The sequence below is a fragment of the Micrococcus sp. 140720015-1 genome, assembly GCF_053627595.1.
In genome coordinates this window covers 88,050-102,354 of record NZ_JBSEYC010000001.1, presented here as the reverse complement: position 1 = coordinate 102,354, position 14,305 = coordinate 88,050, and the positions used below count along the sequence as shown (strand labels likewise).

Here is a 14,305-nt window from a genome sequence, read left to right as displayed (position 1 = left end):
GCCCCCGTGCCCTCGCCGGAACGGGCCGGATCGGCTAGATTCGCCGCATGTTGGTCGCCGTGCCCACCGAAGTGAAGAACAACGAGTTCCGTGTCGCCCTGACGCAGGGCGGCGTCCAGGAGCTGGTGCGCGCGGGCCACCAGGTCCTCGTGCAGTCGGGGGCCGGCGTCGGCTCCGGCGCCTCGGACCAGGACTACCGCGATGCCGGCGCCGAGCTGGTCGACGACGTCGACGAGCTCTGGCAGCGCGCCGAGCTGGTCCTCAAGGTCAAGGAGCCCCAGCCGGAGGAGTACGGCCGCCTGCGCCGCGGCCAGGTCCTCTTCACCTACCTGCACCTGGCCGCCTCCCCCGAGTGCACGCGGGCGATCCTGGACGCCGGCACGACGGCGATCGCCTACGAGACGGTCACCCGCGGTCGCTCCCTGCCGCTGCTGGCCCCCATGAGCCAGGTGGCCGGCCGCCTGGCCCCCGCCGCGGGCGCCTACCACCTCCTCCAGCCGCAGGGCGGCTCGGGCGTGCTGATGGGCGGCGTGCCCGGCACCCGCCGCGCCCGGGTGGCCGTGATCGGCGGGGGTGTGGCCGGCGAGGCGGCGGCCGTGATCGCCGCGGGCATGGGCGCCGACGTGACCGTCCTGGACATCTCCCTCGAGCGGCTCGCGCAGCTGGACGCCGTCCACCAGGGGCGGATCCGCACGCTGGCCTCCTCCCACCTGAACATCGGCGAGACCGTGGCGGACGCGGACCTCGTGATCGGCTCCGTGCTGATCCCCGGCGCCGCGGCCCCGAAGCTGGTGACCGCCGAGATGGTGGAGTCCATGCGGCCCGGCTCCGTGCTGGTGGACATCGCGATCGACCAGGGCGGCTGCTTCGAGAACTCGCGGGCCACCACCCACCAGGATCCGACGTACCTGGTGGGGGACAAGATCTACTACTGCGTCTCCAACATGCCCGGCGCCGTGCCGCAGACCTCCACCGCTGCCCTGACCAACGCGACGCTGCCCTACATCAAGCGCATCGCCGACCTCGGATGGCGCGCCGCGCTGGCCGCGGACGAGGGCTTCGCCGGGGGCCTCAACGCGCACGACGGCGTGCTCACCCTGTCCTCCGTCGCCACGGCCGTGGCCGACGAGCTCGGCCTGGACCCCCGGAAGGACGTCCGCGTCACCTCCGAGGCGCTCGCGGAGGCCTGAACCCCGCGCCCGTCGCGCGCGAGGCCGGCCGGCCGCTCAGAGCCCCGCGAGGAACGCCCGGTGGAAGGACCAGTCGCCGGTCACCTCGGGGTGGAAGGCCGTGGCGAGCAGGTGGCCCTGCCGCACGGCCACGGGCAGCCGCGCGTCGCCGTCGACCCCCGGGTCCGCCGCGGGCACGGACAGGCGCGACGCCGGCACGCTCGCCAGGACCTCGACGCCCTCCCCCGCCTGGAGGACGGCGGGGGCGCGGATGAACACGGCGTGCACCGGCTCCGCCGCGACCGCGGGGACGTCCAGGTCCTCCTCGAACGAGTCGACCTGCGCGCCGAAGGCGTTGCGCCGCACGGCCACGTCCAGCACGCCGAGCCTGCCCTGATCCGGCGCCGGGTTGCGGATCTCCCGGGCCAACATGATCAGCCCCGCGCACGTGCCGTAGGCGGGCAGGCCGTCGCGGAGGGCGGCGATGAGCGGGTCCTTCAGCCCCATGATCCGGGCGAGGCGGTCCATCACGGAGGACTCGCCGCCGGGCAGCACGATGCCGTCCAGGCCCTCGAGGTCCGCGGGGCGGCGCACCGGGCGCGTACGCGCGCCGAGGGACTCGAGCACGTGCACGTGCTCCCGCACGTCGCCCTGGAGAGCGAACACGCCGACGGTCTTCTGTGGACTCACCAGCCGCGCTCGGCCAGGCGGTGCGGGGCCGGCAGGTCGCCCACGTTGATGCCCACCATGGCCTCGCCCAGACCGCGGGAGGCCTCGGCGACCGCCATCGGGTCGTCGAACTGGGCGGTGGCCTTGACGATGGCGCGGGCGCGCTCGGCCGGGTTGCCGGACTTGAAGATGCCGGAGCCCACGAACACGCCGTCGGCGCCCATCTGCATCATCAGGGCCGCGTCGGCCGGGGTGGCCACGCCGCCGGCGGTGAACATCACGACGGGCAGGGCGCCGGTCTCGGCGACCTCGCGCACCAGCTCGTACGGCGCCTGCAGCTCCTTCGCGGCCACGTACAGCTCATCCTGGGCCAGGCCCTGGAGCTGGGCGATCTCCTTGCGGATGGTGCGGATGTGCTTCACGGCCTCGGAGACGTCGCCGGTGCCGGCCTCGCCCTTGGACCGGATCATGGCCGCGCCCTCGGTGATGCGGCGCAGGGCCTCGCCGAGGTTGGTGGCGCCGCACACGAAGGGCACGTCGAAGTCCCACTTGTCGATGTGGTTCACGTAGTCCGCCGGGGAGAGCACCTCGGACTCGTCGATGAAGTCCACCTTGAGCGCCTGCAGCACCTGGGCCTCCACGAAGTGGCCGATGCGCGCCTTGGCCATCACGGGGATGGACACGGCCTCGACGATGCCGTCGATCAGGTCGGGGTCGGACATGCGGGCCACGCCGCCCTGGGCGCGGATGTCGGCCGGGACCCGCTCGAGCGCCATGACGGCCACGGCGCCGGCGTCCTCGGCGATGCGCGCCTGCTCCGCGTTGACGACGTCCATGATCACGCCGCCCTTCATCATGTCCGCCAGGCCGCGCTTGACGCGGGTCGTGCCGGTGCCGCGGGCGCCGTCGTCGGCGGCGGAGGCGGTGGAGGCGGAGAAGCTGCGGGCGCGCTCGTCGCTCATGGTGGTCCTTCCGAAGGGGTGGCGGCCCCGGCCGCGGGGCGGCTGGCCGGGGCGGAGACGCGGTCAACTCTAGTCCCCCGGCGGCGACCCCCGGCCCGCGTCACGGACAGACGACGTCACCCGGCCCCGTGCCGGCGCAGCGTGCGGCGTCGGCGCCAGACGACGAACGCGGCCACCGCCGCGAGGATCAGCACGAGGGCGAGGACGCCCCGGCCCTCTCCGAGCGCCGCGCCGATGACGGCCCACACCACGGCCATCCCGACGGTCCCGTACACCACGCCCCACAGGAACGTGCCGAGCGCGGCCGCCGGCAGGAACCGGCGCCAGGGCATGCGGGCGACGCCGGCGGAGCCGATCACCGCCGTCTGGATGCCCACCGTGAGGTAGCAGAACGGGATGGCCCACACCCCGTGGCGCTGGATGAAGCGCTGGGCCCGGACATAGACGGGCCCCTTCATCACGCGGGCGAACCAGCGGGTCCGCTCGACGCCGGAGGCCAGCCCCCGCCCGAGCGAGAACACGATCAGGGTGCGCAGGATCGCCAGCATCCAGAAGAACCCGATGGACCACAGCAGCGGCAGCCCCTCGATCCACGCCATCATGGGCGGAGCCACCCGTCGGTGCGGGGACTCATGTGCGCGCCCCGGCCGTGCTCACGCGTTCCAGAGCCCGTACGAGTCCGCGAGGTCCGCGATCTTCTGGGCGCGCAGCACGCGGGGCAGGTACGAGCCGTCGCCGACGGCGGCGCCCTGCGCGTGCTTCTCGAGCAGGTCGCGGGCCCACGCGAGCTCGTCCTCGGACGGAGACATCGCCCGGTTGACCCAGTCCACCTGATCCCGGTTCAGGACGAGGCGGCCGGTCATGCCCATCGAGGCGGTGACGGCGCTGGAGTCAATGACCGCCTCTTCCCCGTCCGTGTTGCCGGGCGGTCCGTCGATCGCGCCGGGCAGACGGCCCACGCGGGAGGCGATCACCATGCGGGAGCGGGCGTAGGCCATGGCCAGCGGGTCCTCGCCGACGCCGACGTCCTTGCGGAAGTCGTTCACGCCGAAGGCGAGACGGAACGTGCCCGGCGCCTTGGCCACGGCCGTGGCGTTCTCGATGCCCAGGGCGGACTCCAGCAGGGCGATCACCGGGGTGCCGGCGCGCAGCCGCATGGCGGTGAACGTGACCTGCTCCGGCTCCTCGGTCTCGGCCAGCACGACGCCGCGCACGCCGTCGAGGCCCGCGAGCGCCTCGAGGTCCCGCTGCCAGTGGTCCGTGGAGGTCGGGGAGATGCGCACCCACGCCGTCATGCCGCCGGAGAGGGCGTCCACGACGTGCTGGCGGGCCGTGTCCTTCTGCTCCTCCGGCACGGCGGCCTCGAGGTCGAAGATGACGGAGTCGGCCTCGGAGGCCAGGGCGGGGGCGAACGCGTCGGGGGTGGCCGCGTTGACCAGCAGCCAGGAGCGGCTGAGCTTGGCGGGCAGGGCGGCGGCGCGACGGTTCCTCACGGGCATGGCCTCCAGCCTAGCCCGCCGCGGCCGTCCGCCCGCGGGCCCCTTCCCCCCGTGGGAGGCCTCACACCCGCTCGCGGCGGGCGAGGCGGACGGCCGTAGCATGGAGGGGCCGTCGGCCCGTCCGACGCCGCCGAGCCCCGACCGCCAGGAGTATCCGATGCGCCCGCCCTCCCCTCCCCGCGCCCTGCGGCTCACGGGTGCCGTGGCCGCCGTGTGCCTGCTGGCCGGCTGCGCGGTCGACCCCGGCCTGGCCGAGGACTCGGCGTCCGACGACGGCGTGCCCCTGCCCGCGACGGAGGGGTATCAGCCGCTGACGGTCTACCTCGCCGTCGCCGAGGCGGAGGCGGTCCCGGGGACGAGCGGCCGGCCCTTCGGCTGCGGCGACCTGTTGGTGCCCGTGCAGACCGTGCCGACGGACACCGAGGACGAGGCGGACGCCGCCCTGGACTTCCTGTTCGCGGACGAGCAGGGCTGGCACGGCGACCCGTCGCTGTGGAACGCCGTGTTCGACGCGCGTGAGACCCTCACCCCGACCGGGCACCGCCGCGAGGGCGACGTGGAGATCTTCACCTTCACCGGCGCCGTGACGCCGGAGGACGACTGCACGGCCGAGCGGATCCGCGCCCAGCTGCAGGCGACCGCCGCCGCCTTCACGTCAGCGGGACAGGTCCGGCTCGAGGTGGACGGCCGGGACCTCGACGACGTGCTGGGGCTCGAGCCGCTCCACCTCGGCGAGTCCGTGGACGTCCCGCAGGGGGACCCCACGCCGAGCGGGGAGCCGAGCGACGGATCCGGCGAGCAGACGTGGGCGCCGGAGGGCGAGTCGTCGGAGGACACGTGGTCACCGGCCGAGCCCTCGGACGACACCTGGGCGCCGGCCGAGGAGTCGTCGTGGGGTCCCGCCGAGCCGACCCAGGACACGTGGTCCCCCGCCCAGGAGCCGAGCGCCCCCTGACCGCGCGACCCGCCGTCGTCGCCCGTCATCGGGCCTCCACCGGCGGCCGCGTCGTGCTATAGGGTGCCGAGCGTGCGGAATCTCCGAGATCACCTGTCCCAGCGCGCCGTCGGCGTGAAGCAGTCCGCGGTCCGCGACGTCTTCGACATCGCGATGGACCCGAACCTCGTCTCGCTCGCGGGCGGGAACCCGTGGCTCGCCGACCTGCCCCTCGACGAGCTGGGCCGGATCGCCTCCGACCTGATGACCCGGTTCGGCACGGAGTCCCTGCAGTACGGCCCCGGCCAGGGCACCGAGGAGATGCGCGCCGCCGCAGCCAGCGTCATGGCCGCCGACGGCATCCCGGACGCGGACCCCGAGCTCGTGGTCATCACCCCCGGCTCGCAGGCCGCGATCGACACCGCCTGCCGGGCGTTCGCGAACCCGGGCGACGTCGTCGTGGTGGAGGACCCCACGTTCGTGGGCGCGTTGACCACCTTCAACACGTGGCAGCTCGACGCCGTGGCCACGGGCACCGACGACCACGGCCTGGTGCCCGCGGCCCTCGACGAGACCCTGACCCGCCTGGCCGCCGAGGGCCGCCGCGTGGCCTTCCTCTACACGATCCCCTCGTTCGCGAACCCCTCGGGCGCCCTCCTGCCCCCGGGCCGCCGCGCCGAGGTGGGCGCGATCTGCGAGAAGCACGGCGTGCTCATCGTGGAGGACAACCCGTACGGGCAGATCGCGTTCGACGGCGAGCCCGTCGCCCCGATCGCCGCCGACCACCGGGACAACGTGGTCTACCTCGGCACGATGTCCAAGATCTTCTCCCCGGGCGTGCGCATCGGCTGGGCGCTCGTGCCGGCCGAGCTCAAGCGCGAGTTCTACCTGTGCGCGGAGTCGGCCTACATCCACGCGTCCACGTACTCGCAGATGCTTTCCACCGCTTTCGTCACGCAGCTGGACTGGCAGGGCCACGTCCGCCACGTGACCGGGCTGTACCGCGAGCGGGCGGGGGCGCTCGTGGACGCGGTGCGTGAGCACTGGGACCCGGGGGTCGAGTTCATCACCCCGCAGGGCGGCTTCTTCCTGTGGGCCACCCTGCCGGCCGGGGTGGACACCCTCGAGGTGATGCACCGCGGCATCGAGGCGGGCGCGGTGTTCGTGCCGGGGGCGGCCTTCACCCCCGTCGAGGGCACGCACTCCACCCTGCGCCTGGCGTACTCGTTCGTGGAGGCCGAGAAGCTCGTGGAGGGTGTGCGGCGCCTGGCCCCGGCGGTGAACGAGTCGATCGCCCGGGCCCGCTGAGCCGCGGCGGGCGCCCACGACGACGTCGGCCCGGCGCGTCTGCCGGACGTGCGACCCCTTCCCCGGGCCCGCGAGATCGTATACGATCTCGACCATGACGCAGAGCACACCGGAGCCCACGCCCACCGTCACCGAGCACGACTTCACCGTCCGGGAGAACCGGCCGGGCAAGGTGCTCGCCCTCCACCTGAACTACCCCTCCCGCATCGCCCAGCGCGGCCGGTCCCCGCAGGCCCCCGGCTACTTCCTCAAGGCCGGCACCTCCATCGCCCGCAGCGGCGACACGATCGAGCGCCCCGCCGGCACCGAGCTGCTCGCCTACGAGGGCGAGATCGCGCTGATCATCGGCCGCACCGCCCGGCGCGTCAGCCCGGAGGAGGGCTGGTCGCACGTCTCCGGCATCACCGCCGCCAACGACTGGGGCCTCTACGACCTCCGCCACGCGGACAAGGGCTCCAACGTCAAGAACAAGTCCGGCGACGGCTACACCCCGCTCGGCCCCGCGGTGATCTCCGCCGCGGGCCTGGACCCGGCCGCCCTGCGCGTGCGCACCTGGGTCAACGGCGAGATCGTCCAGGAGGACACCACCGAGGGCCTCGTCTTCCCGTTCGGCCGGCTCGTGGCCGACCTCTCGCAGCTCATGACGCTCGAGGAGGGCGACGTCATCCTCACCGGCACCCCCGCCGGATCCTCCGTGGCCCAGCCGGGTGACGTCGTCGAGGTGGAGGTGGACGCCCCCGGCGCCCCCGGCGCCCCGACCACCGGCCGCCTGGTGACGACGGTCGTCGACTCGGAGCACTCCCTGGCCCCGTTCGGCGCGCAGCCGCAGGTGGACGACGTGCAGCGCGAGGAGGCCTGGGGCTCCCGCGAGGCCGCCGGTCTGGCCCCGCAGGCCGCGGCGCCGTCGTCGTCCGCGGTGGACGAGAACGGCCACTGGGTCGCGAGCGCCCCGCAGCCGGACCGCTCCCTGCTGACCCCTCAGCTGCGCGCCAAGATCGACGCCATCGCGGTGGCCACCCTCACCGCCCAGCTGCAGAAGCGCGGCATCCAGAACGCGACCATCGACGGCCCGCGACCGATCCACCGGGGCCGGCGCGTCCTCGGCTACGCCAAGACCCTGCGCTACGTCCCCAAGCGCGAGGACCTGTTCAAGGAGTTCGGCGGCGGCTTCAACGCCCAGAAGCGGGCGATCGACTCGGTGCAGCCGGACGACGTGGTGGTCATGGAGGCCCGCGGCGAGCACGGCACCGGCACCCTCGGGGACGTCCTGGCCCTGCGCGCCCAGGTGAACGGCGCGAACGCCGTGATCACGGACGGTGGCATCCGCGACTCCGCCGCCGTGGCCGAGGTCGGCCTCCAGGTCTACGCCGGCGCCACGCACCCGGCCGTGCTGGGCCGCCGTCACATCCCGTGGGAGGTCGGCGGCACCATCGCCTGCGGCGGCACCACCGTGCAGCCCGGGGACATCATCGTCGGTGACGACGACGGTGTGGTGGTCATCCCGCCGTCCCTGCTCCAGGAGGTCGTGGACGACGCCTACGAGCAGGAGCTCCAGGACGCCTGGGCGTACGAGCAGGTCAAGGCCGGCCACCCGGTGGACGGGATGTTCCCCCCGAACGCCGAGTGGAAGGCCAAGTTCGCCGAGTACCGCAAGACCCTGCCGGACGCCCCGGCCCCGGAGGGCGACGCCTGAGCATGCGCCGGACGGACATCGGAACGGTCGGCCTCGCAGGCACCCCCGTCTCCAAGGCGGACCGCGCCTACCAGGCGATCCTCGAGGGGATCCGGGACCAGCGCCACGAGCCGGGCGACCGGCTGGTGCTGTCCCAGATCGCCGCGGAGCTGGGCATGTCCGTGGTGCCCGTGCGGGAGGCGATCCGCCGCCTGCAGTCCGAGAAGCTGGTGGCCTACGAGCGCAACGTGGGCGCCACCGTGGTGGGCATCGACCCGGTCGAGTACCGCCACACCATGGAGACGCTGGCGCTGGTGGAGGGGTTCTCCACCGCCCAGTGCGCCCCGCACGTGACCGCCGAGGACCTCGCGGCGGCCCGTGAGGTGAACGCGACCATGCGCGCGATGACGGAGTCGGAGACGGCCTGGGACCCGGTGGCGTTCACCGAGCTCAACCGCCGCTTCCACTCGATCCTGTTCGAGCATCACCAGAACGAGCACGTGCACGACCTCGTGCACCGCGGCTGGAACCGCCTGGCCGCGCTGCGCTCCTCCACGTTCGCGTACGTGCCCGGTCGGGCGGTGGCCTCCGTGAACGAGCACGAGCACCTGCTGCGCCTGATCGAGGACGGGGCGCGCTTCGAGGAGATCGAGGCCGCCGCCCGCGCCCACCGCCTGAACACCCTGCACGCCTACCTGGAGCACAGCGCCGAGCCGTCCGCGTGACCGCCGGCCGGACCGGCGCCGACGCCGGCTGCTCCAGGCCCCGATCATCAGACCCACCCGAAGCACTCAGCGAAAGAGACACCATGACGGAGAAGACCAGCATCGAGGCCCGCACGCCCGCGGGCCTGCCCGACGTCCTGCGCCATTACATCGACGGTGAGTTCGTCGACTCGATCGACGGCGACACCTTCGAGGTGCTCGACCCGGTGACCAACGAGCCGTACCTGACGGCCGCCTCCGGCAAGGCCGCGGACATCGACCGCGCCGTCGCCGCCGCGAAGCGGGCCTTCGAGTCCGGCGAGTGGTCCCAGGCCCTGCCGCGCCAGCGCTCCCGCGTGCTGCACCGGATCGCCGACATCATGGAGACCCGCGGCGACCAGCTCGCCGAGATGGAGTGCTTCGACACCGGCCTGCCGATCAAGCAGGCGAAGGGCCAGGCCGCCCGCGCCGCCGAGAACTTCCGCTTCTTCGCGGACCTGATCGTGGCCCAGCACGACGACACCTTCAAGGTGCCGGGCCGCCAGATCAACTACGTGAACCGCAAGCCGATCGGCGTCGCCGGCCTGATCACCCCGTGGAACACCCCGTTCATGCTGGAGTCCTGGAAGCTGGCCCCGGCCATCGCCACGGGCAACTCGGTGGTCCTGAAGCCGGCGGAGTTCACCCCGCTCTCGGCCTCCCTGTGGGGCGGGATCTTCGAGGAGGCCGGCCTGCCGAAGGGCGTGTTCAACATGGTGCACGGCTTCGGCGAGGAGGGCTACGCGGGCGACCCGCTCGTCAAGCACCCGGACGTGCCGCTGATCTCCTTCACCGGCGAGTCCCGCACCGGCCAGATCATCTTCGCCAACGCCGCCCCGCACCTGAAGGGCCTGTCCATGGAGCTCGGCGGCAAGTCTCCGGCCGTGGTGTTCGAGGACGCGGACCTGGACGCGGCGATCGACGCGACCATCTTCGGCGTGTTCTCCCTGAACGGCGAGCGCTGCACCGCCGGCTCCCGCATCCTGGTCCAGCGGTCCGTCTACGACGAGTTCGTGGAGCGCTACGCCGCCCAGGCCTCCCGTGTGAAGGTCGGCCTGCCGGACGACGAGACCACCGAGGTCGGCGCCATCGTGCACCCGGAGCACTTCGAGAAGGTCATGTCCTACGTGGAGATCGGCAAGACCGAGGCCCGCCTGGTGGCCGGCGGCGGCCGCCCGGAGGGCTTCCCCGAGGGCAACTTCGTGCAGCCCACGGTGTTCGCGGACGTGGCCCCGGACGCCCGGATCTTCCAGGAGGAGATCTTCGGCCCGGTGGTGGCCATCACCCCGTTCGACACGGAGGAGGAGGCCCTGCAGCTGGCCAACAACACCAAGTACGGCCTGGCCGCCTACATCTGGACCAACGACCTCAAGCGCGCCCACAACTTCGCGCAGAACGTAGAAGCCGGCATGGTGTGGCTGAACTCGAACAACGTGCGGGACCTGCGCACGCCGTTCGGCGGGGTGAAGGCCTCCGGCCTGGGCCACGAGGGCGGCTACCGCTCGATCGACTTCTACACCGATCAGCAGGCCGTGCACATCAACCTCGGCGAGGTCCACAACCCGGTGTTCGGCAAGCAGGAGCAGGCCGCGGCGAAGATCGACGGCTGACCCCGCGCTGACCAGCGACCACGACCGCGCCCGCACCGTCCCCGCGACGGTGCGGGCGCCGTCGTCGTGGTGGGCCGGGCCGGCTCCCTCCCCCCACCCACCCGACGCGGGTTGAGTTGTCGCGGGTGCGGGCACCCCGGACCCGCGACAATTCACCCCGCGTTCCTCGAGAGCCTTTCCGCCGGACGCCCGGATCGTATACGATCGAGCCACTGACCGTGTCCCAGGCCACAGCGCACCGCCCCCTCACCAAGGAGCACCGATGACCAACCTCGAGAGCCGCCAGAAGACCTCCTCCGGCTTCTTCGTCACGAAGGAAGCCCCCATCGACCCGGAGAACCCCCTCCCCACCCCGACGTCCGAGGCACCGGACATCCTGCGCTGCGCCTCGATGGAGCTCGTGGTCACGGACCTCGCCCAGTCTCGCCAGTTCTACGTGGACGTCCTCGGCCTCGTGGTCACCGAGGAGGACGAGGAGACCGTCTACCTGCGCTCCATGGAGGAGTTCATCCACCACAACCTGGTGCTGCGCCAGGGCGAGACCGCCGCCGTGGCCGCGTTCTCCTACCGGGTGCGCACCCCCGAGGACCTGGACAAGGCGGTCGCCTTCTACGAGGAGCTGGGCTGCCGCGTCGAGCGCCGGAGGGACGGCTTCGTCAAGGGCGTCGGCGACTCCGTGCGCGTCGAGGACCCGCTGGGCTTCCCCTACGAGTTCTTCCACGACGTCGAGCACGTGGAGCGCCTGGCCTGGCGCTACGACCTCTACACCCCGGGCGCCCTGGTCCGCCTGGACCACTTCAACCAGGTGACCCCGGATGTGCCGCGCGCCGCCCGCTACATGCAGGACCTGGGCTTCCGCGTCACCGAGGACATCCAGGACGAGAAGGGCACCGTCTACGCCGCGTGGATGCGCCGCAAGCCCACCGTGCACGACACCGCCATGACCGGCGGCGACGGCCCCCGGATGCACCACGTGTGCTTCGCCACGCACGAGAAGCACAACATCCTGGCGATCTGCGACAAGCTCGGCGCCCTGCGCATGTCCGACCACATCGAGCGCGGCCCGGGCCGCCACGGCGTCTCCAACGCGTTCTACCTCTACCTGCGCGACCCGGACGGCCACCGCGTGGAGGTCTACACCCAGGACTACTACACCGGTGACCCGGACAACCCGGTGGTCACCTGGGACGTGCACGACAACCAGCGTCGCGACTGGTGGGGCACCCCGGTCGTGCCGTCCTGGTACACCGACGCCTCCCGCGTGCTGGACCTCGACGGCAACCTGCAGCCGCTGGTCTCCCGCACCGACGATTCGGAGATGGACGTGACCATCGGCGCCGACGGCTTCTCCTACACCCGCGCCGACCAGGGCGAGGAGTCCATGCCGGAGTGGAAGCAGGGCGAGTACAAGCTCGGCAACCAGCTCTGACCGGCACTGCCGGCGCGCTCCGGGACACCACGACGACGGCGGGCACCCACCTCGGCTGCCCGCCGTCGTCGGCCGCACTCCCTGCCACCCTCCGCGTCCCCCCGTCCCACGCCGTTCGAGGCGGAAAATCCACCTCATTCGAGTCGGGAGGGCCAGTTTGAGCTCGATTTCCCGCCTCGAAGCGTGGGGAGCAGGGGTGTCCCGCCTCGCAGACGGGCCCCGAGGGGCTGGCCTGGCTCACGGTGCACCGCCGCAAGCCCGGGCTGGGCATCGGGACGCGCGCCCCGGACTGATCCGGGGCGGTGGCAGGATGGCGACGGGGCCGGGGGCGAGCTGCGTAATCGTATACGATCAAGGCCAGGCCCCTGCCCGTCGTCGTGAAGGAGACCGCTGTGCTGGACCACGAGACCCACGTCAAGATCGCCGACGAGCTGCACCGTGCGGGCATCGACCGCGTGCCCGTGCCACGGCTGACCGCGCGCTACCCGGAGATGCAGATCGAGGACTCGTACGCCGTCCAGCGCATCTGGGCCGAGCGTCAGGTCGAGGCGGGCCGCCGCAAGGTGGGCCACAAGATCGGCCTGACCTCCAAGGCCATGCAGGACGCGACCGGGATCGACGAGCCGGACTACGGCGTGATCTTCGACGACCAGGTGTTCGAGTCCGGCCACGTGTACGAATGGAAGAAGTACACCCATCCGCGCATCGAGATGGAGCTGGCGTTCGTGCTGCGGGACGAGCTGCGCGGGCCCGGCCTGAACCTGATGGACGTGCTGCGCGCCACCGAGTACGTGGTGCCCGCGCTGGAGGTGCTGGACTCCCGCATCGAGATGGCCGGCCGCACCATCACGGACACCATCTCGGACAACGCCGCCCTGGGCTCCCTGGTGATCGGCGGCCGCCCCGTGGGCGTGCACGACGTGGACCTGCGGTGGGTCGCCGGCATCCTCTCCCGCAACGAGGAGATCATCGAGACCGGGGTGGCCGCGGGCGTGCTGAACCACCCGGCCAACGGCGTGCACTGGCTGGCCAACCGCATCGCCGAGCACGGGGACGCGCTCGAGTCCGGTGAGATCGTGCTCGCCGGCTCCTTCACCCGCCCGATGTGGGTGTACGAGGGCGACACCGTCTACGCCGACTACGGCCCGCTCGGGACCATCACCTGCCGCTTCGCCTGAGCCGCCCGCCGTCGTCGCCCCGCCCGCCCGCAACGCGGGTTGACCTTTCACCAGTACGACCCCTCTCCACCCGCGACAACTCAACCCGCGTCGGGTGGAGGGCGCGGAGAACCCCGGAGGAACGTCCCATGCCCGTCCGCCACAACCCGCAGCCGCTGTTCCGCGACCTCTTCACGCCCGAGGCCGTCGCCGCCCGTGGGGGCCGCCCCGCCGCCGGCATGTTCCTCTCCTCCGGGGACCCGACGACGGCGGAGATCTGCGCCGGCGCGGGCCTCGACTACCTGCTCATCGACGCCGAGCACGCCCCGCTGACCCTGCAGGACGTCATCGCCCAGCTGCGCACGATCGCCGGCTACCGCGTGCCCACCCTGGTGCGTGTGCCGGCGCTGGACACCGTGGCCATCAAGCAGTTCCTGGACCTGGGCGCCCAGACGCTGCTGGTGCCCATGGTCGACGACGCCGCGATGGCCCGCCGCGCCGTGGCCGCCGCCCGCTACCCGGACGGCTCCGCCGAGGGCGGGGTGCGCGGCGTGGGCTCCGCCCTGGCGCGCTCCGGCCGCTGGAACCGGATCCCCGGCTACCTGCCCGGCGCGGCGGACCACGTCTCCGTGATCGTGCAGATCGAGACGGCCGCGGGCGTGCGCAACGCGGATGAGATCGCAGCGGTGGACGGGATCGACGGCGTCTTCATCGGCCCCTCGGACCTCTCCGCGTCCCTGGGCCTGCTCGGCCAGCAGTCGCACCCGGACGTGGTGGCCGCGGTCGAGGAGGTCATCGCAAAGGTCAAGGCCGCCGGGAAGATCGTGGGCGTCAACGCGTTCGTGCCCGCGCAGGCCGACGCCTACGCCGCCGCCGGTGCGGACTACGTCAACGTGGGCGCCGACGTCGCCCTGCTGGCCCGCGCCGCCGAGGCCCTCGCCGACCGCTGGTGCCCGGCACCGAGCGACGCCGCGGCCGGCGGCGAGGGAGCGCCCCGCGCGTCGTACTGATCCGGTCATCCCCTCACTTCGGGGCGCGAAATCCACCCCTTGGACGCCCGATCCTGGCCCATGGCGTGGATTTCCCGCCTCGAATGGCTCGGGGCCGGCGTTCCGGGGGACGTCGCCGCCTCCTGCACAACCGCACCGGACCC

The 14,305-nt window shown here is 72.8% G+C and carries 13 protein-coding genes; 9 read left to right on the top strand and 4 right to left on the bottom strand.

Annotated elements, in window-relative coordinates; genetic code table 11:
- Positions 1-47 precede the first annotated feature (47 nt).
- Entirely contained in the window at positions 48-1,190 is a 1,143-nt protein-coding gene (ald, locus tag ACUXPL_RS00475) for an alanine dehydrogenase (protein ID WP_454181163.1), read from the top strand.
- Positions 1,191-1,226: 36 nt separating this feature from the next.
- Here the strand turns inward: ald and pdxT are convergent, their stop codons facing one another.
- The 4 genes from pdxT to ACUXPL_RS00455 form a co-directional block, all read right to left on the bottom strand.
- The gene (pdxT, locus tag ACUXPL_RS00470; protein ID WP_454181161.1) at positions 1,227-1,859 is read right to left on the bottom strand and encodes a pyridoxal 5'-phosphate synthase glutaminase subunit PdxT; all 633 of its coding nucleotides are present in this window, start codon (positions 1,857-1,859) and stop codon (positions 1,227-1,229) included.
- A complete protein-coding gene (gene pdxS, locus ACUXPL_RS00465) occupies positions 1,856-2,800 on the bottom strand; it encodes a pyridoxal 5'-phosphate synthase lyase subunit PdxS (RefSeq protein ID WP_036313496.1) in 945 nt (314 codons plus the stop codon). Before pdxS ends, pdxT begins: the two co-directional genes overlap by 4 nt.
- Positions 2,801-2,916: 116 nt before the next feature.
- Positions 2,917-3,402, bottom strand: coding sequence for a DedA family protein (locus tag ACUXPL_RS00460; protein WP_454181159.1), 486 nt, complete (start codon positions 3,400-3,402; stop codon positions 2,917-2,919).
- A 51-nt stretch (positions 3,403-3,453) separates the two neighbouring features.
- On the bottom strand, positions 3,454-4,299 hold the full coding sequence (locus ACUXPL_RS00455) for an HpcH/HpaI aldolase/citrate lyase family protein (protein ID WP_454181157.1): 846 nt from the start codon (positions 4,297-4,299) through the stop codon (positions 3,454-3,456).
- A 157-nt stretch (positions 4,300-4,456) separates the two neighbouring features.
- Here ACUXPL_RS00455 and ACUXPL_RS00450 point away from each other — a divergent pair, with 157 nt between their 5' ends.
- From ACUXPL_RS00450 to ACUXPL_RS00415, 8 genes are all read left to right on the top strand, one after another.
- Positions 4,457-5,254, top strand: coding sequence for a hypothetical protein (locus ACUXPL_RS00450; RefSeq protein WP_454181155.1), 798 nt, complete (start codon positions 4,457-4,459; stop codon positions 5,252-5,254).
- 72 nt (positions 5,255-5,326) lie between these two features.
- Positions 5,327-6,541: an aminotransferase-like domain-containing protein gene (locus tag ACUXPL_RS00445; RefSeq protein ID WP_454181153.1), complete on the top strand. Its 1,215-nt coding sequence runs from the start codon at positions 5,327-5,329 to the stop codon at positions 6,539-6,541.
- Positions 6,542-6,635: 94 nt separating this feature from the next.
- Positions 6,636-8,234: a fumarylacetoacetate hydrolase family protein gene (locus ACUXPL_RS00440; RefSeq protein WP_454181151.1), complete on the top strand. Its 1,599-nt coding sequence runs from the start codon at positions 6,636-6,638 to the stop codon at positions 8,232-8,234.
- A gap of 2 nt (positions 8,235-8,236) precedes the next feature.
- The gene (locus ACUXPL_RS00435; protein WP_454181149.1) at positions 8,237-8,938 is read left to right on the top strand and encodes a GntR family transcriptional regulator; all 702 of its coding nucleotides are present in this window, start codon (positions 8,237-8,239) and stop codon (positions 8,936-8,938) included.
- Between the two features lie 83 nt (positions 8,939-9,021).
- Entirely contained in the window at positions 9,022-10,566 is a 1,545-nt protein-coding gene (hpaE, locus tag ACUXPL_RS00430; RefSeq protein ID WP_454181148.1) for a 5-carboxymethyl-2-hydroxymuconate semialdehyde dehydrogenase, read from the top strand.
- Positions 10,567-10,828: 262 nt separating this feature from the next.
- Positions 10,829-11,995 carry a 3,4-dihydroxyphenylacetate 2,3-dioxygenase gene (hpaD, locus tag ACUXPL_RS00425; protein WP_454181145.1) on the top strand — a complete coding sequence of 389 codons (1,167 nt, stop codon included), beginning with the start codon at positions 10,829-10,831 and terminating at the stop codon, positions 11,993-11,995.
- A 392-nt stretch (positions 11,996-12,387) separates the two neighbouring features.
- Positions 12,388-13,173 carry a 2-oxo-hepta-3-ene-1,7-dioate hydratase gene (locus tag ACUXPL_RS00420; RefSeq protein ID WP_454181143.1) on the top strand — a complete coding sequence of 262 codons (786 nt, stop codon included), beginning with the start codon at positions 12,388-12,390 and terminating at the stop codon, positions 13,171-13,173.
- Positions 13,174-13,301: 128 nt separating this feature from the next.
- Positions 13,302-14,162 (top strand): HpcH/HpaI aldolase family protein, encoded by an 861-nt coding sequence (locus ACUXPL_RS00415; RefSeq protein ID WP_454181141.1) that lies wholly within the window; start codon positions 13,302-13,304, stop codon positions 14,160-14,162.
- Positions 14,163-14,305 lie beyond the last annotated feature (143 nt).